At 75.4% G+C, this 17,317-nt stretch carries 15 protein-coding genes; 8 read left to right on the top strand and 7 right to left on the bottom strand.

The annotated features are described in order from the left end of the window. The first annotated feature begins 18 nt into the window (after nt 1-18). The 4 genes from ATM99_RS01265 (at nt 19) to ATM99_RS01250 (ending at nt 3,123) form a co-directional block, all read left to right on the top strand. Nucleotides 19-1,362: an O-acetylhomoserine aminocarboxypropyltransferase/cysteine synthase family protein gene (locus ATM99_RS01265; protein WP_062101145.1), complete on the top strand. Its 1,344-nt coding sequence runs from the start codon at nt 19-21 to the stop codon at nt 1,360-1,362. Then, a complete protein-coding gene (locus tag ATM99_RS01260) occupies nt 1,359-1,844 on the top strand; it encodes a CoA-binding protein (protein ID WP_062101144.1) in 486 nt (161 codons plus the stop codon). The genes ATM99_RS01265 and ATM99_RS01260 overlap by 4 nt, the downstream gene beginning before the upstream one ends. 65 nt (nt 1,845-1,909) lie before the next feature. Further along, a complete protein-coding gene (locus ATM99_RS01255; protein ID WP_062101143.1) occupies nt 1,910-2,167 on the top strand; it encodes a hypothetical protein in 258 nt (85 codons plus the stop codon). After that, nucleotides 2,155-3,123, top strand: coding sequence for a Clp protease N-terminal domain-containing protein (locus ATM99_RS01250; RefSeq protein ID WP_062101142.1), 969 nt, complete (start codon nt 2,155-2,157; stop codon nt 3,121-3,123). The genes ATM99_RS01255 and ATM99_RS01250 overlap by 13 nt, the downstream gene beginning before the upstream one ends. 5 nt (nt 3,124-3,128) lie before the next feature. Here the strand turns inward: ATM99_RS01250 and ATM99_RS01245 are convergent, their stop codons facing one another. Further along, the gene (locus ATM99_RS01245) at nt 3,129-3,473 is read right to left on the bottom strand and encodes an MGMT family protein (protein WP_223304750.1); all 345 of its coding nucleotides are present in this window, start codon (nt 3,471-3,473) and stop codon (nt 3,129-3,131) included. Beyond that, entirely contained in the window at nt 3,470-4,543 is a 1,074-nt protein-coding gene (locus tag ATM99_RS01240; protein ID WP_082659108.1) for a PP2C family protein-serine/threonine phosphatase, read from the bottom strand. The genes ATM99_RS01245 and ATM99_RS01240 overlap by 4 nt, the downstream gene beginning before the upstream one ends. Before the next feature lie 79 nt (nt 4,544-4,622). Here ATM99_RS01240 and ATM99_RS01235 point away from each other — a divergent pair, with 79 nt between their 5' ends. Next, entirely contained in the window at nt 4,623-5,867 is a 1,245-nt protein-coding gene (locus tag ATM99_RS01235; RefSeq protein WP_062101141.1) for a GNAT family N-acetyltransferase, read from the top strand. Nucleotides 5,868-5,975: 108 nt separating this feature from the next. On the opposite strand, the gene ATM99_RS01230 is transcribed toward ATM99_RS01235, so the two are convergent. After that, the gene (locus tag ATM99_RS01230) at nt 5,976-6,428 is read right to left on the bottom strand and encodes a ribose-5-phosphate isomerase (RefSeq protein WP_062101140.1); all 453 of its coding nucleotides are present in this window, start codon (nt 6,426-6,428) and stop codon (nt 5,976-5,978) included. Nucleotides 6,429-6,488: 60 nt separating this feature from the next. On the opposite strand from ATM99_RS01230, the gene ATM99_RS01225 reads away from it, so the two are divergent. Together ATM99_RS01225 and ATM99_RS01220 are read left to right on the top strand one after the other, a co-directional pair. Beyond that, nucleotides 6,489-8,483 (top strand): M13 family metallopeptidase, encoded by a 1,995-nt coding sequence (locus tag ATM99_RS01225; protein ID WP_062101139.1) that lies wholly within the window; start codon nt 6,489-6,491, stop codon nt 8,481-8,483. 153 nt (nt 8,484-8,636) lie between these two features. Beyond that, nucleotides 8,637-10,283: a diguanylate cyclase gene (locus ATM99_RS01220; protein WP_150118050.1), complete on the top strand. Its 1,647-nt coding sequence runs from the start codon at nt 8,637-8,639 to the stop codon at nt 10,281-10,283. 23 nt (nt 10,284-10,306) lie between these two features. Here the strand turns inward: ATM99_RS01220 and ATM99_RS01215 are convergent, their stop codons facing one another. Both ATM99_RS01215 and ATM99_RS01210 read right to left on the bottom strand, forming a co-directional pair. After that, entirely contained in the window at nt 10,307-10,813 is a 507-nt protein-coding gene (locus ATM99_RS01215) for a hypothetical protein (protein ID WP_082659109.1), read from the bottom strand. 35 nt (nt 10,814-10,848) lie between these two features. Continuing rightward, nucleotides 10,849-11,463: a DsbA family protein gene (locus ATM99_RS01210; RefSeq protein ID WP_062101136.1), complete on the bottom strand. Its 615-nt coding sequence runs from the start codon at nt 11,461-11,463 to the stop codon at nt 10,849-10,851. 283 nt (nt 11,464-11,746) lie between these two features. Between ATM99_RS01210 and pepN the strand changes: the two genes are divergently transcribed. Further along, complete coding sequence (gene pepN / locus ATM99_RS01205) at nt 11,747-14,353, top strand: aminopeptidase N (protein ID WP_062101135.1); 2,607 nt, start codon at nt 11,747-11,749, stop codon at nt 14,351-14,353. A gap of 98 nt (nt 14,354-14,451) precedes the next feature. Here pepN and ATM99_RS01200 read toward each other — a convergent pair whose 3' ends face one another. Beyond that, nucleotides 14,452-15,024: an AAA family ATPase gene (locus ATM99_RS01200; protein ID WP_062101134.1), complete on the bottom strand. Its 573-nt coding sequence runs from the start codon at nt 15,022-15,024 to the stop codon at nt 14,452-14,454. Next, nucleotides 15,021-17,147 carry a 4-alpha-glucanotransferase gene (gene malQ, locus ATM99_RS01195; protein WP_062101133.1) on the bottom strand — a complete coding sequence of 709 codons (2,127 nt, stop codon included), beginning with the start codon at nt 17,145-17,147 and terminating at the stop codon, nt 15,021-15,023. Before malQ ends, ATM99_RS01200 begins: the two co-directional genes overlap by 4 nt. Nucleotides 17,148-17,317: the final 170 nt, after the last annotated feature.

Here is a 17,317-nt window from a genome sequence, read left to right as displayed (position 1 = left end):
CCACCCGACAGGAGCACCGTGAGCGAGCACCGCTTCGGCTTCCGCACCCGCGCGCTGCACGCCGGCGGCATCCCCGACGCCACCACGGGCGCGCGCGCCGTGCCGATCTACCAGACGACGTCCTTCGTGTTCGACGACACCACGGACGCCGCGAACCTGTTCGCGCTGCAGAAGTACGGGAACATCTACTCGCGCATCGGCAACCCGACGGTCGCGGCGTTCGAGGAGCGCATCGCGTCGCTCGAGGGCGGGATCGGCGCGGTCGCCACCGCGTCCGGCATGGCCGCCGAGTTCCTCGTGTTCGCGGCCCTCGCCGGGGCGGGCGACCACCTCGTCGCCTCGGCGCAGCTGTACGGCGGGACGGTCACGCAGCTCGACGTGACGCTGCGCCGGTTCGGCGTCGAGACGACGTTCGTGCCCGGCACCGACCCGGCCGACTACGCCGCGGCGATCCGGCCCGAGACCAAGGCCGTGTACACCGAGGTCGTCGCGAACCCGTCGGGCGAGGTCGCGGACCTCGCCGGGCTCGCCGAGGTCGCGCACGCGGCGGGCGTCCCGCTGGTCGTCGACGCCACGCTGTCGACCCCGTACCTGGTGCGGCCCATCGAGCACGGCGCGGACATCGTCATCCACTCGGCGACCAAGTTCCTGGGCGGGCACGGCACGACGCTCGGCGGCGTCGTCGTCGAGTCGGGACGCTTCGACTGGGGCAACGGCCGGTTCCCCACCATGACCGAGCCGGTCGCGTCCTACGGCGGCGTGCGGTGGTGGGAGAACTTCGGCGAGTACGGGTTCCTCACCAAGCTGCGCTCCGAGCAGCTGCGCGACATCGGCCCCGCGCTGTCGCCGCAGTCGGCCTTCCAGCTGCTGCAGGGGGTCGAGACGCTCCCGCAGCGGCTCGACGCGCACCTCGCGAACGCGCGCGCGGTCGCGCGGTGGCTCGACGAGGACCCGCGCATCGCGCACGTGCTGTGGGCCGGGCTGCCGTCGCACCCGCACCACGAGCGTGCGCAGCGCTACCTGCCGCTGGGGCCCGGGTCGGTCTTCGCGTTCCGGGTGGCGCCCGCGGGCGACGTGCCCGGCCGCGAGGTGGGCCGCCGGTTCATCGAGTCGGTGCAGCTCGCGAGCCACCTGGCCAACGTCGGCGACGCCCGCACGCTCGTGATCCACCCGGGCTCGACGACGCACCAGCAGCTGTCGGCCGAGCAGCTCGAGGCCGCCGGCGTGCCGGAGGACCTCGTGCGCATCAGCGTCGGCATCGAGGACGTCGAGGACATCCTGTGGGACCTCGACCAGGCGCTCACGGCGGCCACGGGCACGACGCGCGAGGGCGCCACCACGACGACGGAGGACGCCCGATGACCGCCCGCACCTGGCAGGGCCCGAACGCGCCCGAGCGGCTGTCGATCCTGCGCGGCACGCGCTCGATCGCGATCGTCGGGGCGTCGGCGAACCCGGCCCGCGCGTCCTACTTCGTGTCGACGTACCTGCTGTCGAGCTCGCCGTACGACGTGTACTTCGTCAACCCGCGCGCCGACGAGATCCTCGGGCACCCCGTGTACCCGTCGCTCGACGCGCTGCCCGTGGTCCCCGACCTGGTCGACGTGTTCCGCCGCCACGACGACCTGCCGACTGTCCTCGACGAGACCCTCGCGGTCGGCGCCCGGACGCTGTGGCTGCAGCTCGGCTCGTGGCACGAGGACGTCGCGCGCCGCGGCGAGGCCGCCGGGCTGCACGTCGTCATGGACCGCTGCGTGAAGATCGAGCACGCGCGGTTCCACGGCGGGCTGCACCTCGCGGGGTTCGACACGGGCGTCATCTCCTCGCGCCGCGCGCTCGGCTGATCCGGTCGAGGGTCGTGAGCAACCTCGGTTGACGACGACATGACGAGCAACCTAGGTTGCTCGTCATGTCGTCCCCGGGGGTCGCCACCACCGCCGCCGACCTCACGCAGCCGCTCGCGGGGCTGCGGGCCGTGGCGTCGCTGCGCCTGCTCGCCGACTCGCTCGAGCTCCGCCAGGTCGAGGCCGCGCTGCGCGCGGGTCACTCCTGGACGCAGATCGCCGACGCGCTCGGCGTGACGCGCCAGGCCGTGCACAAGAAGTACGCGAAGCGCGTGGACCCGAGCATCGACGTCCCGAGGAAGGGACGCGCGTGGGCAGGCTGACCGAGGCCGTGCTGCGGTCGCAGCAGATCAGCGTCGCGGCCAAGGAGGAGGCCTCGCGCTGGCACCACCCGCGCATCGACGTCGAGCACCTGCTGCTGGCGCTGCTCGTCACGCCCGGTGCCGCAGGGGGCGTGCTGCGCTCGCTGGGCGTCACGCTGGAGTCCGCCCGCGCCGCGGTCGAGCGCACGCACGCGGCACGCGTCACGGGCCTCGGCGTCGACGTGCCCGAGCTGACCGCGGCACCCCCGTCCGACCCCGCCGTCGGGCCGACGCTGTGGACGCCGCGCGCCGAGGCCGTGATGCGCGCGGTGACCGACGACGGCGACGACCTGGGCCACCTGCGCGCGCTCGTCACCGAGCCGTCGGGATCCGTGCAGGACGTCCTGCACGAGCTCGACCTGGACGCCGAGCGCGTCCTGGCCGCCGCCGACGGGCGCCGGACGACCACCCCCCTCCCGACGACGCGTCCCGCGGCTCCGCGTCGGGGCTGGGACACGGTCACGCACGACGCGTTCGTGCCCGCACCGCGCACCGACGTCTGGGCACTCGTGCGCGACCCGGAACGGCTGCCCGCGTGGGACCGCACCGTCACCTCCGTCGAGCCGGTGGGCGACGGCGCGTGGGCGGTGCTGCTCGCGCCCACACGCACCACGATCGCGCGGCGCACCCGCTCGCCCGAGCAGTCCCGGCTCGGGCTCCACGTCGTCGAGCAGAGTCCCGGGCGGGCCGTCACGTGGCGCTGGTCGTGGGGTACGCCGCGGGGCACGGTGCGTCAGGAGCTCGAGCTCGAGCTCGACGACGTCGAGGGCGGCACCGCCCTGCGCGCCGTCGCACGGTGGCGCCGCGCCACCGGACCCGTCGCGCGCCTGCGGGCCCCCCTGCGTCCGCTGCGGCGGTTCGTGATGCGGCAGCGCCTGCTCGCGACGACCGGCGGCATCTCGCGCGCGCTGCGCTGAGGCGCTCACGCCTCGGGGAACCACACCGCCTGACGCACGCGCACGCGCTCGCCGTCGGGTGTCAGCGGCGTGCCCTCGGAGCGCAGGTGCGCGAGCGCGCGGGTGAGGTGGTGCGGCGGCGGCTGACCCGACGCGTTGACGACGCGCCACCACGGCACGTCTCCCCCGCTCGCCATCGCCCGGCCGACCTGCCGCGGGCCGCCGCGCGGCGTCCGCCCGGCCGCGAGCGCGCGGTCGGCGAGCACCTCGGCGACGAGTCCGTACGTCATGACGCGTCCCGCGGGGATGGTCGCGACCAGCGCGTGCACCTCGTCCACGTAGTCCGCGACGTCCGCGCCCTGCGCGCTCACCGGCGCAGCACGACGACGGCGCGGTCGTCGTCGTCCGCCGCACGCACCCCGGCCAGGACCTCCTGGGCGCTGCCGGGCCGGGCCGCGACCGCCGCCTCGACGACCCCCAGCAGGCGGTCGACCCCCTGGTCGAGGTCACGCCCGGGCGCCTCGACGAGCCCGTCGGTGTAGAGCACGAGCGCGTCGCCGGCGGCCAGCACGCCCGCGCACGCCCCGGGGGCGGCGTCGGCCAGCACGCCGAGCGCGACACCCGCGGGCAGGTCCAGCACGTCGATGCGCCCCGACCCGGCGTGCAGCCGGGCGGGCGGCGGGTGGCCGGCGCTCGCGACGCGGAACTCCCCGGTCGTCAGGTCGACCCACACGTGCACGGCGGTCGCGAAGCCCTCGTCCCACCCCTGGGCGAGCAGGTAGGCGTTGGCCTCCGGCAGGAAGCGCTCGGGCGGCAGGGCTCCCAGCAGGCCGCCGAACGCGCCCTGGAGCTGCAGCGCGCGCACACCGGCCGCCTGGCCCTTGCCCGAGACGTCGACCAGCACCAGTTCGAGCACGTCCGCGCGACGTCGTGCGACGACGAAGTCGCCCGAGAACGCGGCACCGTGCGCCGAGCGGACGTCGGCGCCCACCTGCCACGGCGCCGGCAGGGCCGGCAGCCGACCGCCCACGGCGAGCCGGTCGCGCAGGTCGACGAGCATCAGCGCGCTGGGCGCCCCCTGCAGGCCGAGCTGCTCGCGCTCGTACCCGAACGTGACGACCGCGGCGCACGCCAGCAGGACCACGACGACCGGGCCGGGCTCGAGCTGCGGCACGTGCGCGAGGACCAGGACGACCGTCAGGCCGAGCACGACCGCCACGAGCACCAGGAGCGCGCGCCACCGCAGCACGAACGCGCCGACCAGCAGGAGCAGCACGAAGCCGGACGGCGGGAACCAGCCGGGCCGCGCCGCCACTGCCACGCCGTACACCGCCGCGAGCAGCACGAGCGCGGTGCCCACGACGCGCTGCGGACCGGCGGCCCAGCCCGCGAGCACGCGCCAGGCCCAGCCGCCGCGTGCGCCGAACGGTGAGGCCGTCATGCGCACGAGCGTAGGGCGGGGGTGCGACCTGCAGGAATCCCCGTGCACCACCCGGCGCCGACCCCGCAGGATGGCAGGCATGAGCACTCTCCCCCACGGCTACCGCACCGTCGTCGTCCCGCCCGAGCGGCGCGACGAGTTCCGGGCGGTCGACGACCTGGCGTTCGCCGGGTGGGTCGACCCCGAGATCGCCGAGATCCTGCCGTTCCCCGTGCCGGACGACCGCATGGTCGCCGTCGAGGGCCCGGACGGCCGGCTCGCGGCCGTGCACGGCTCGTACCCGTTCGAGATGCCCGTGCCGGGCGGCACGATCGCGTGCAGCGGGCTGACGTGGGTCGGCGTGCGCCCCGACCAGCGCCGGCGCGGCCTGCTGCGCTCGATGATCACGACGCACGTCGAGCGGTCGCTCGAGCGCGGCGAGCCCGTGTCGGCGCTGTTCGCCGCGGAGGCCGCGATCTACGGGCGCTTCGGCTACGGCAGCGCCTCCGACTCGGTGAACCTCACGCTGCGGCGCGGTGCCGCGCTGCGACCGGTCGCGGGTGCGGACACGCTCGACGTCCGGCTCGAGCGGCTCGGCAAGGAGCACGAGGACCTCGCCGAGGACCTGCACCGTCGCGCGGGGGCCGGGCGCCCCGGGTGGATGCCCCGGCCCACCGCCGCGCTGCGCGCACGCCTCGTGGGCGACCCGCCGGCGTGGCGGCAGGGCTTCGAGCCGCTGCTGCACGTGACCGTCCGCGACGGCGACGACGTGCGCGCCGCGGCCGCGTTCAGCCGCAAGGAGGGCTGGGGCGAGGGCGGCCCCGAGTACAAGGTCAAGGTCCGTTGGGCGTTCGCGCTCGACCCGGCCGCGACGCACCGGCTGTGGTCGTTCCTGCTGGACCTCGACCTCACCTCGACGGTCGAGACGCCCATGCTGCCGGTCGACGACGCGCTCCTGCACCTGCTGGTCGACCCGCGTCCGATCCAGCGGCGCACGGGCGACAACGTGTGGGTCCGCGTGCTCGACCTGCCGGCCGCGCTGCAGGGCCGGCGCTACGCGGCGCCGCTCGACGTCGTGCTCGACGTGACCGACGCGCTCGTGCCCGCCAACGCGGGCCGGTGGCGCGTGGCGGTCGGCGCCGACGGCGCGGCCACGGTCACGCGGACGGACGCCGAGGCCGACGTGCGGCTCGACGTGCGCGAGCTCGGCGCGCTGTACCTGGGCGGCCGGTCGGCCACGGCGCTCGCGTCCGCGGGCCTCGTGACGGGCGCGCCCGACGCGCTCGCTCGCGTCACGGCGGCGTTCACCTCGCCGCTCGCACCCGTGTGCCCCTGGGTGTTCTGACGCCGGGGCCGTCCCGTCGGTGCGCCGGCACCGACGGGACGGCCGGGACGCACCGACGGGCCGGTGCCGCACGCGCGGCACCGGCCCGTCGGCCTGCGTGAGGACGGGTCAGGCGCGCGCGGCCTCGTACGCCGCGAGCTGGTCGATGCGGCGCTGGTGACGCGGGTTGCCGCTGAACGGCTCCGCGACGAACGCGTCGACGAGCGCGACCGCCTCGTCGACCGAGTGCTGACGCGCGCCGATCGCGACGACGTTCGCGTCGTTGTGCTGGCGCCCCAGGCGCGCGGTCTCGAGGTTCCACGCGAGGGCCGCGCGCACGCCCGTGACCTTGTTCGCGGCGATCTGCTCGCCGTTGCCCGAGCCGCCGATCACGACGCCGAGCGAGCCGGCGTCGGCGACGACGGCCTCCCCGGCCGCGAAGCAGAAGGAGGGGTAGTCGTCCTGCTCGTCGTACTCGAAGGCACCGTGGTCGACGACCTCGTGGTCGGCGGCGCGCAGGTGCTCGACGAGCGCGACCTTGAGCTCGTACCCGGCATGGTCGGCGGCGACGTGGATGCGCATGGGGCCATCCTGCCGCAGGTGGCCGGGCCGGTGTCACCTCGACCTCCTAGGCTGTCGCCCATGACGCGCAGCGGAGTGCCCCTCGACGACCTCGACCCCACGGTGCGACCCCAGGACGACCTCGACGCGTACGTCAACGGCCGGTGGCGCGCGTCGTACGAGATCCCGCCGGACCGCTCGACGGACGGGCCGTTCCGCGCGCTGTACGACCAGGCCGAGCGCCAGGTCCTCGACATCATCACGGACGCCGCGCAGGCCGCGACGACCGGTGACGCGGACGGCGTCGAGGCGAAGATCGGCGCGCTGTACGCGAGCTTCATGGACACCGACGCGGTCGCCGCGGCGGGCGTCGAGCCGCTGCGCGAGGACCTCGCGGCGGTCGACGCCGCGACCTCGCCGGCCGAGCTGACGACCGCGCTCGGCGCGCTGCAGCGCACCGGCGCGCTGTCGGCGGTCGACCTGTACGTCGACAACGACGCCAAGGACCCCGACACCTACGTCGTGCACCTCGTGCAGGGCGGCCTCGGCCTGCCCGACGAGGCGTACTACCGCGAGGACCAGCACGCCGAGGTGCGCGAGCAGTACCTGCCCCACGTCGCGCGGATGCTGCGGCTCGCGGCGCCCGTCTCGGGCGTGGTCGCCGCGGGCGACCCCGACGACCTCGCGGCGCGCGTCGTCGCGCTCGAGTCGCGGCTCGCGGCGCACCACTGGGACGTCGTGAAGGACCGCGACGCCGAGCTCACCTACAACGCGCTCACGCTCGCCGAGCTGGCGGAGCGCGCACCGGGCTTCGACTGGCGCGCGTGGGCGGCCGCGCTCGGCGCGCCCGCGGGTGCGCTCGACCACCTCGTGGTCCGGGAGCCGTCGTTCGCCGAGGGGTTCGCACAGCTGTGGGCGGAGGTCCCGCTCGCCGACTGGCAGGCGTGGGCCACGTACCACGTGGTCTCCGCGCGGGCGCCGTACCTGACCGACGAGGTCGTCGAGGCCAACTTCGACTTCTACGGCCGCACGCTCTCGGGCGCGCAGGAGGTCCGCGACCGCTGGAAGCGCGGCGTCGGCCTGGTGCAGGGCGCACTGGGCGAGGCGGTCGGCAAGGTGTACGTCGAGCGGCACTTCCCGCCGACGCACAAGGAGCGCATGGACACGCTCGTGGCCCACCTCGTCGAGGCGTACCGCGAGTCGATCACGTCGCTGGAGTGGATGGGCGAGGAGACCCGCCGCCGCGCGCTCGACAAGCTCGAGGCCTTCACGCCGAAGATCGGCTACCCCGCCCGGTGGCGCGACTACTCGGCGCTGACCGTGCGCGCCGACGACCTGCTGGGCAACGTGCGGCGCGCCAACGCGTTCGAGCTCGACCGCGAGCTGCACAAGATCGGCCGCCCCATCGACCGCGACGAGTGGTTCATGACGCCGCAGACCGTCAACGCGTACTACAACCCCGGCATGAACGAGATCGTCTTCCCGGCCGCGATCCTGCAGCCGCCGTTCTTCGACGCCGACGCGGACGACGCCGTGAACTACGGCGGCATCGGCGCGGTCATCGGGCACGAGATCGGCCACGGGTTCGACGACCAGGGCTCGAAGTACGACGGCGACGGCCGGCTCGTCGACTGGTGGACGGCCGAGGACCGCGCCGAGTTCGAGCGTCGCACGCGCTCGCTCGTCGACCAGTACGCGCAGTACTCGCCGCGCCAGCTGGACGGCAGCCACCGCGTCAACGGCGAGCTGACGATCGGCGAGAACATCGGCGACCTCGGCGGTCTCGCGATCGCGGTCCGTGCGTACGAGATCGCGCTCGGGCACCCGATCGACCAGGCGCCGGTCCTCGACGGCCTCACGGCGCTGCAGCGGCTGTTCGTCGGCTGGGCGCACTCGTGGCGCACCAAGGCCCGCGACGCCGAGATGATCCGCCGCCTCGCGACCGACCCGCACTCGCCCGACGAGTTCCGCTGCAACGGCGTCGTACGCAACGTCGACGAGTTCTACGTCGCGTTCGACGTGCAGCCCACCGACGCGCTGTGGCTCGACCCGCAGGAGCGCGTGCGCATCTGGTGACGCCGGACCGGCACCGTGCGACGGGTGAAGCCCGCCGCACGGTGCCGGTTTTCACCCGGCTGAGATCCCGGCCTGGACGCGTGTCCACCAAGCCACGCCTGTCATCGTGGCCGCCGGGTGGCCGCCGGTGCCGCCCCGCCCGGGGAGGTCGACATGCGGACAGCACTCGCGGCCGTCGACGTCCTGGTCGCCCTGACGTGCGTCGCGCTCGCGATCACCGCGCTGCGCCGCCGGACCGCGGCACCGGGCGCCGGCCCGCTGGCGGCCCTCCTGCTGGGCCTCGCGGTCTGGGGCCTCGGCGGCGCGTACGTGACGGCGGCCGACGCGGGTGCTCCGGGCGTCTTCCTCGCCCGGCACCTCGCCGAGGGCGCGACCCTCGTGGTCGCGGTCGCGCTGTGGTTCGTCGTCGCCTCGGTCGTCGACCCCACCCGGCGCCCGTCGCGGGCCGTGCGCACGCTGGTCCTCATCCCCGCCGGCACCGCGCTGGTGCTGCTGGCGACCGACCCGTGGCACCACCGGTACTTCGAGCTCGTCGGGGACGGCGTGCGCCCGGGGCCTGCGTACTGGGTCGGCACCGCCGCGTGCTACCTCACCGCGGCGCTCGCGATCGCCGGTGGCCTGCTCGCGATGCCGTCGGCCGGGCCGTTCCGCCGCCGGCAGCTGCGCGTGGTCCTGCTCGGCGTCGTCCCGACCGTCGTGTCGTCGACGGCCGGGCTGATGTGGGCGCTGTCCGACTCCGACGGCGGCCAGCTGGCCCGCCTCGGCTTCGGGCCGACGGCCGTCATCGTCACCGTCGCGGTGTTCCGGCACGAGATGGTGCGCGTCGCGACCGTGGCACGCGAGCAGGTCTTCGAGCACCTCGCGCAGGCCGTGGTGGTCACCGACCACACCGGCCGGCTCGTCGACCTCAACCCGGACGGGCGCGCGCTCGTCGCGCGGGTCGCCCCGGGCACGCACGGCGACCTCACGTTGGGCGATCTCGGGCTGGCCCTGCCGACGGGCGATCTCGAGCCCGTCGAGGACGACGTGCTGCTGCGCGAGGTGCGCGTGGCGCCGGACGTGTTCCTCGACGTGCGGGCCCGCGCGCTGCGCGACCCCCGGGCGCGCCACGTGGGCTGGGTGCTGCTGGTGCGGGACGTGTCGGACGAGGTGCGGCGCGTGCGCCAGCTGCGCGACTCGACGCTCGAGCTGCTGACGCGCACGACCGACCTGTCGATCGCGAACCAGCGCCTCAACGCCGAGCTCGTGAGCTCGGAGCAGGTCCGTGCGCAGCTGAGCGACGACCTGCAGCACGACGCGCTCACGGGTCTGCACAACCGTCGCGTCCTCGAGCCGGCGGTCGAGGCGGCCCTCGACGCCGCACGCGAGGCGCACGGGCGGGCGTCGGTCGTGGCCCTCGACGTCGACCACTTCAAGGACGTCAACGACGCGCACGGGCACGCGGTGGGCGACGCCGTGCTGCGCGCGGTCGCCGCGGGCCTCGCGGCCGGCGCGCGGCCGTCGGACACGGTCGTGCGCGTCGGCGGCGAGGAGTTCGTGCTGGTCCTGCCCGGCATCGACCACGTGACGGCGCGGCGCCGCGCGCACGAGCTGCGCGTCCTGGCCGGTGCGGCGCCCGCAGCCGTCGGCGCCCCGGGGGTCACGCTGTCCGCGGGCGTGGCCAGCTACCCCGACGACGGCACCACGACCGCGGAGGTCCTCGAGGCGGCCGACCGTGCGCTCTACGCGGCCAAGCACCACGGACGTGACCGCGTCGAGAGCGCCGCCGCGGCAGCCGACCCGCAGACCCGCCCGGCCTGAGCGTCAGGCGCGGTGCGCGCCGCTCAGGGCAGCGTGACCCACTGCGCGCGAGCGAGCCGGAAGCCGACGCCCGCGGCGTCGGTGCACGTCACGCCGTCGGTGCCCGACGAGCACGTGTACCCCCCGACGCTCTGCGTCGCGCCGTACGCGAGCTCGACCGGGGTGCCGAGGTCCGGGACTCCGTCGTCCTCGCACTGGAACGCGAACCCGTCGGCGTCCAGGCGCACGACGTGGCCCGCACCCGCGTCGCAGCCGGTGACCTGCGGTGCGGCGTAGGTGAAGCTCCCGATCGTGCACACCACGCCGCTCGGGCTCATCTCGCACGTGATGTTGCCGCTGGGCAGCGCGAACGTCACGGGACGCTCGGAGCGCCCGGCGCTCCCCGAGGTCGGGGACGCCGTCGCGGACGTCGCCGTCGCGGGCGCCCGGTCGTCGTCCGCAGCACCACCGCCCCGCCCGGGCAGGGTCACTGCCAGCACCACCACCAGCAGCACGACCAGCACGACGTCCACCAGCAGGAACGCCCGCATGCCACGGCTCAGACCCGCGAGCGGGCCGCGCCCGTTCACGCCGGGGCGGGCGCGTCGAACACCGGACCCTGGGTCCGGGTGCGCTTCAGCTCGTAGAAGCCGGGCACGCTCGTGACGAGCGCGAGCCCGTCGAACAGCCGGCCGGCGTCCTCGCCGCGCGGCGCCGGGGTGATGACGGGGCCGAAGAACGCGACGCCGTCGATCGCGACGACGGGCGTGCCGACCTCGTCGCCGACCAGGTCCAGCGCGCGCTGGTGCGACGCGCGCAGCAGGTCGTCGACCTCCTGCGTCGCGGCGACGTCCGCGAGCGAGGCGGGCAGGCCCACCTCGGCGAGCGACTCGGCGACGATCGCGTCGGTGTCGCTGCGGCCGCCGGGGTGCCGGCGCGTGCCGAGCGCGTCGTACAACGGCTTGAGGACCTCGTCGCCGTGGTCGCGCGCCGCGGCGACCAGCACACGCACGGGTCCCCACGCGTCGTCCATGAGCGCGCGGTACTCCTGCGGCAGGTCCCGGCCCTCGTTGAGGACGGACAGGCTCATCACGTGCCACCGGACGTCGACGTCGCGCACGCGCGCGACCTCGTCCATCCAGCGCGACGTCATCCACGCCCAGGGGCAGGCGGGGTCGAACCAGAAGTCGACGACGGGCACACCGGTCTCCTCTCGCTGACGAACCAACCGAGTGTGCCCCGTCCCGCCCGTCCGCGCACAACCGTCCAGGTCGTCGCGCCGCCGCGGGGACCCGACGTCCCCCGGGCACGGGCCCCCGGGCCCGTGCCGGACCGGGCGTGCGTGGCATGATCGTGCGGTCGCGCACGAGCGACATCGGTTGTGACCCGCGCCCGGCCGCCCCGACCCCCGTCGCCGCCGACCGTCCCGGTCCGCCGCCACCGTCCCGCCGCGGCCACCGCCGCCCACCGATCGGAGATCGTCCGTGCCCGGAGAGAACCTCACCCGCGCCGAGGCCGCCGAGCGCGCGGCGCTCGTGCGCACGCACGCGTACGACGTCGAGCTCGACCTCACCACGGGACCCGCGACGTTCGCGTCGCGCACGACCGTGCGGTTCGCCGCGACGCCCGGTGCGAGCACGTTCATCGACCTCATCGCCCCGGCCGTGCACGAGGTCGTGCTCAACGGCCGCAGCCTCGACCCGGCCGAGGTGGTCGCCGACTCGCGCATCGCGCTGAGCGACCTCGCCGCCGAGAACGAGCTGACGGTCGTCGCGGACTGCGCCTACATGCACACCGGCGAGGGCCTGCACCGGTTCGTCGACCCGGTCGACGACGAGGTCTACCTGTACAGCCAGTTCGAGGTCGCCGACTCGCGCCGCGTCTTCGCGGTGTTCGAGCAGCCCGACCTCAAGGCGACGTTCACGTTCACGGTGACGGCCCCCGCGCACTGGACGGTCGTGTCGAACTACCCGCAGGTCGGCGACCCCGAGCCCGTGCCGGACGGCCGCAACCTCAACGGCGGCCGCGACGCCGGCACCGCGACGTGGCGGTTCGAGACGACGCCGCGGATCTCGTCGTACATCACGGCTGTCGTCGCGGGGCCGTACCACGGCGAGCGCGGCGAGCTCACGAGCAGCGACGGCCGCACGATCCCGCTCGGCGTGTACTGCCGCGCGTCGCTCGCGCAGCACCTCGACACCGACGAGATCCTCGACGTCACGCGCGCGGGCTTCGCGTTCTACGAGGAGAAGTTCGGGTTCCCCTACCCGTTCGCCAAGTACGACCAGCTCTTCGTGCCCGAGTTCAACGCGGGCGCGATGGAGAACGCCGGCGCGGTGACGTTCCTCGAGTCGTACGTCTTCCGCTCCAAGGTGCCCGAGGCCACGATCGAGCGACGCGCCGTGACGATCCTGCACGAGCTCGCGCACATGTGGTTCGGCGACCTGGTCACCATGCGCTGGTGGGACGACCTGTGGCTCAACGAGTCGTTCGCGGAGTACGCCTCGACGCTCGCCGCGGCCGAGGCGACGCGCTGGACGAGCTCGTGGACCACGTTCTCCTCGCTCGAGAAGTCGTGGGCGTACCGCCAGGACCAGCTGCCGTCAACGCACCCGATCGTCGCGGACATGCGCGACCTCGAGGACGTCGAGGTGAACTTCGACGGCATCACCTACGCCAAGGGCGCGTCGGTGCTCAAGCAGCTGGTCTCGTGGGTCGGCCAGGAGCACTTCTTCGCCGGGGTGCGCGCGTACTTCCAGCAGCACGCGTGGGGCAACACCCAGCTGCGCGACCTGCTCACCGAGCTCGAGGCCACCAGCGGACGCGACCTGTCCGCGTGGTCCGCGCTCTGGCTCGAGAAGGCCGGCGTCACGCTGCTGCGGCCCGCGGTCGAGGTCGACGCCGACGGCGTCATCACGTCGTTCGCGGTGCTGCAGGAGGTCCCGGACGAGCACCCCGTGCAGCGTCCGCACCGCCTCGCGATCGGCGGCTACGAGCTGCAGGGCGAGGGCGACGACGCGCGGCTCGTGCGGACCGTGCGCGTCGAGCTCGACGTCGACGGCCCCCGGACCGAGGTGCCCGAGCTCGTCGGCGTGCCGCGGCCCGCGCTGCTGCTCGTGAACGACGACGACCTCGCGTACGCGAAGGTGCGGCTCGACGAGCACTCCCTCGCGACCGCCGTGGCGCACCTCGACAGGTTCACCGACTCGCTGCCCCGCACGCTCGTGTGGGCGGCGGCTTGGGACGCGACGCGCGACGGCGAGACCCCGGCGCGCGACTTCGTCGACCTCGTGCTCGGCAACGTCGCGCACGAGACGGACTCGTCGGTCGTGCTGGTGCTGCTGCGGCAGCTCGCGACGACGCTCGACCTGTACGTCGCACCCGAGCACCGCGAGGCGACGGCCGTCGCCGCGGCCGACCGGCTGCACGCGCTCGCGCAGGCCGCCCCCGCCGGGTCCGACCTGCAGCTGCAGCTCGTCAAGGCCTTCGCGGCCCGGGCGCGCACGGCCGCGCAGATCGACGCGGTCGCCGACCTGCTCGACGGGCGCGCGACGCTCGACGGGCTGTCGATCGACACGGACCTGCGGTGGGAGCTGCTCACGGCGCTGGTCGCCGGGGGCCGCGCCGGTGAGGCGGACGTCGCCGCGCAGCAGGCCGCCGACCCGACGGCGACGGGCCAGCGCGCCGCGGCCGCCGCGCGGGCGGCGCTCCCCACGCCCGAGGCGAAGGAGGCGGCGTGGGCCGCCGTCGTCACGGGCGACGAGCTGCCGAACGCGCTGCAGGCGGCCACGATCAGCGGGTTCGGCCGCGTGCACGACGCGTCGCTCCTGCTGCCGTTCGTCGAGCGGTACTTCGCCGAGCTCGAGCGCGTCTGGTCCGACAAGACCAACGAGATGGCGCAGAACGTCGTGCTGGGCCTGTACCCGACCGAGCTCGCGGACGACGCCCGCGCCGACGTGCTGGGGACCACCGACGCGTGGCTCGCGGCGCACCCCGACGCGCCGGCCGCGCTGCGCCGGCTGCTCGCGGAGTCCCGCGACGGCGTGCGTCGCGCGCTCGCCGCGCAGGAGGCGGACCGCCGCCGCGCCTGAGCGGCACGACGCCCGACGGCCGGGCCCCGTTCGGGGCCCGGCCGTCGGGCGTCGTCACACCGGGGCCGTGCGCGGCTCGGTACCCGCTCGACGTCGGCTCAGCGCGGCGAACCGGTGCCGCCCGTGCGCGCGTGCTCGGCCGCCTGCCGTGCGAGCCACCGCCGCGCCGCGCGCGGGCCCGTGAGCCGCACGACGCGCGGACCCGGGCCGTCCGCGAGCGCGGCGTACCGCTCCCGCACCCGCGCGTGCGAGGTCCACGCCCACAGCACGATGTTCTCCTCCGGGTCGCGCCGCACGAGGTTGCGCAGGGACTCGCGGTTGCCGTGCCACAGCTCGCGGCGCGTCAGGCCGCGCCACAGCGTCCGCCGCACGACGCGCGCCATGACGACGCGGCGCGGGTAGTCGAGCCACACCACCGCGTCCGCGTCGTCGAGCGCGTCCCCGAGCTTGTTCGCCCAGTTGCCGTCGGCGACCCACGCGTCGGTGCGCGTGCGCGCGCGCACGTCGGCGCGCCCCTCCTGGGCGTCCCGCATGGTCCAGCCGGGTCCCCAGAACACCTCGTCGAGCTCGACGTGCGGCGCGTCGAGCGCGGCCGCGAGCCGCCGCGCGAACGTCGTCTTGCCCGCTCCGGACGTCCCGACGACGCGCACGCGCCGCAGCGGCGCGGTCACCGTCGCATGACGCGCGCGAGCGAGTCGGCGCGCGCCGAGGTGAACAGGTCCTCGAGCAGCACGAGCCGGCCCGTGCCGTCCGCGAGCGGGACCTTCCAGTTCGGGTACTCCTGGTCGGTGCCCGGCTGGTTCTGCGCGCGCCGCTCCCCCACGGCGTCGACGAGCGACACGCCCAGGAGCACCGAGGGCGTCGCGCGGATCCAGGTGTGCAGGGCCTCGACGACCTCGCGCTCCGAGGGGTCGGGGCCGAGGAGGCCGCGCTCGCGCAGCGCGTCGAGCATGCGGTCCCGCTCGGCGGCCGCCTCGGCGCGCACCTCGCGCGCGGGCCGCGTGAGCAGGCCGAGACGCTCGCGCAGCGCGACGTGCTCGCCCGCGAGGTAGCCGGCCGTCGGCGGCAGGTCGTGCGTCGTGACCGTCGCCAGGACGAGCGGCCGGTACGACTCGGGCGCGAGCGGGCGGCCGTCCGCCTGCTGCTCGAACCACAGCACCGACGTGCCGAGCACGCCGCGGTCGGCCAGGTAGTCGCGGACCCAGGGCTCGACGGTGCCCAGGTCCTCGCCGATCACGACCGCACCCGCGCGGTGCGCCTCGAGCGCGAGGATGCCGACGAGCGCGTCGTGGTCGTAGCGCACGTACGCGCCGTCGGTCGCGGCGTTGCCGGCGGGCACCCACCACAGCCGGAACAGGCCGATGACGTGGTCGATGCGGATCGCGCCCGCGTGCCGCAGGACCGTGCGCAGCATGTCGCGGTACGGCCGGTAGGCCGCGCGCGCGAGCGCCTCGGGGTGCCACGGCGGCTGCGACCAGTCCTGACCCTGCTGGTTGTACATGTCGGGCGGCGCGCCCACCGACGCCCCGGTCGCGAGCACGTCGCGCAGCGCCCACGCGTCGGCGCCCTCGGGGTGCACGCCGACCGCGAGGTCGTGCATGATCCCGAGCGCCATGCCGTTCTCACGTGCGACGCGCTGCGCGTGCTCGAGCTGCTCGTCGGCCACCCACTGCAGCCACGAGTGGAACACCACGCGGTCGTGGAGCTCGACGGCGGCGGCGGCGACCGCGTCCGACAGCGGGTCGTGCAGCGCGGGGGGCCAGCCCGCGGGCGGTCCGTGGCGCTCGACGAGCGCGCACCACAGCGCGAACTCGCGCAGGCCCTCGCCCTGCTCCTCGACGAACGCCTCGAACGCCGCCTGCCGCGCGGGCGACCGCGGGTGCGCGAACACGACCTCGAGGGCGGCGCGCTTGGCCGCCCACGCGGTGTCGCGGTCGATCGGTCCGGGGTCGACGTCGAGCGCCAGCACGGGCTCGGCCGCCCACTCGAGGAGGGCGCGGTCCGCGGCCGACAGGTACCCGGTCTCGCGCACGTCCTCGACCCGCACGTACAGCGGGTTGACGAAGCGGCGCGTGGTCGGCAGGTACGGGCTGGGGGTCAGCGGCTCGACGGGCTCGGCCGCGTGCAGCGGGTTCACGAGCAGGAAGTCCGCACCCCACCGCTGCGCGGCGAGCCAGCCGAGCTCGGCCAGGTCGGCGAGATCCCCGACCCCCCACGACGCGCGCGACCGCACCGAGTAGAGCTGGGCCATCACGCCCCACGCACCGCCCTCGCGCAGCCGCTCGGGCAGCTCGAGACGGTCGGGGGTCACCACGACGGGGCTGTGGGCGTGCGCGCTGGGCCCCTCCGCGCGGATCTCGTGCCATCCCAGGGGCAGGTCGGACGGCAGCTCGAACGTCGCCCGCCCGACGGTGCGGCCGTCGACCGACCGTGGCTCGACGACCACGTCGACCTGCGTCACCTCGCGCCGGCCGCCCCCCGCCTCGGGGTCGAGCTCGAGCCACACCTCGACGGGGTCGCCGTGCGTGACGTGCACGGGGACGCGCGCAGCGTGGCCCGCCCGGGTCACGACGACGGGCGGGAGCACGCGACGCCAGGGCGTGTTCTCGACGTGCGCGAGCGCGAGCGCGACGCGTTCGGGCGTCGAGGCGTCGACGCCGAGCGCCGCGAGCACACGCACGACGGTCTGGTCGGTGGCCTCGTGCTCGAGGCCGTCGTGGCCGCGGTAGCCCGGCACGACGTCGTACGCGGCAGCGAGCCGCCGCAGGTCCTCGTGGATGGTCGCGTCCGGCACGGCTCGATCCTGCCAGAGCACGCGCGGCACGGCGCGAGGCGGGGCCCACGGGCCCACGACCCGTCCGGGTTCCGGGCACCCGGGCCCGTGCGGGCGGCGCACGCCCGGCGGCAGCGTGGGGGCGACGGCCACGCGGAGGGCGCGGACGTCGCGGTGGTCGACGCCGGCGC

The sequence above is a fragment of the Cellulomonas sp. B6 genome (assembly GCF_001462455.1).
GTDB lineage: Bacteria > Actinomycetota > Actinomycetes > Actinomycetales > Cellulomonadaceae > Cellulomonas.
Note: the sequence above shows the minus strand (reverse complement) of the source record. Positions and strands in the feature narration are given on the sequence as shown.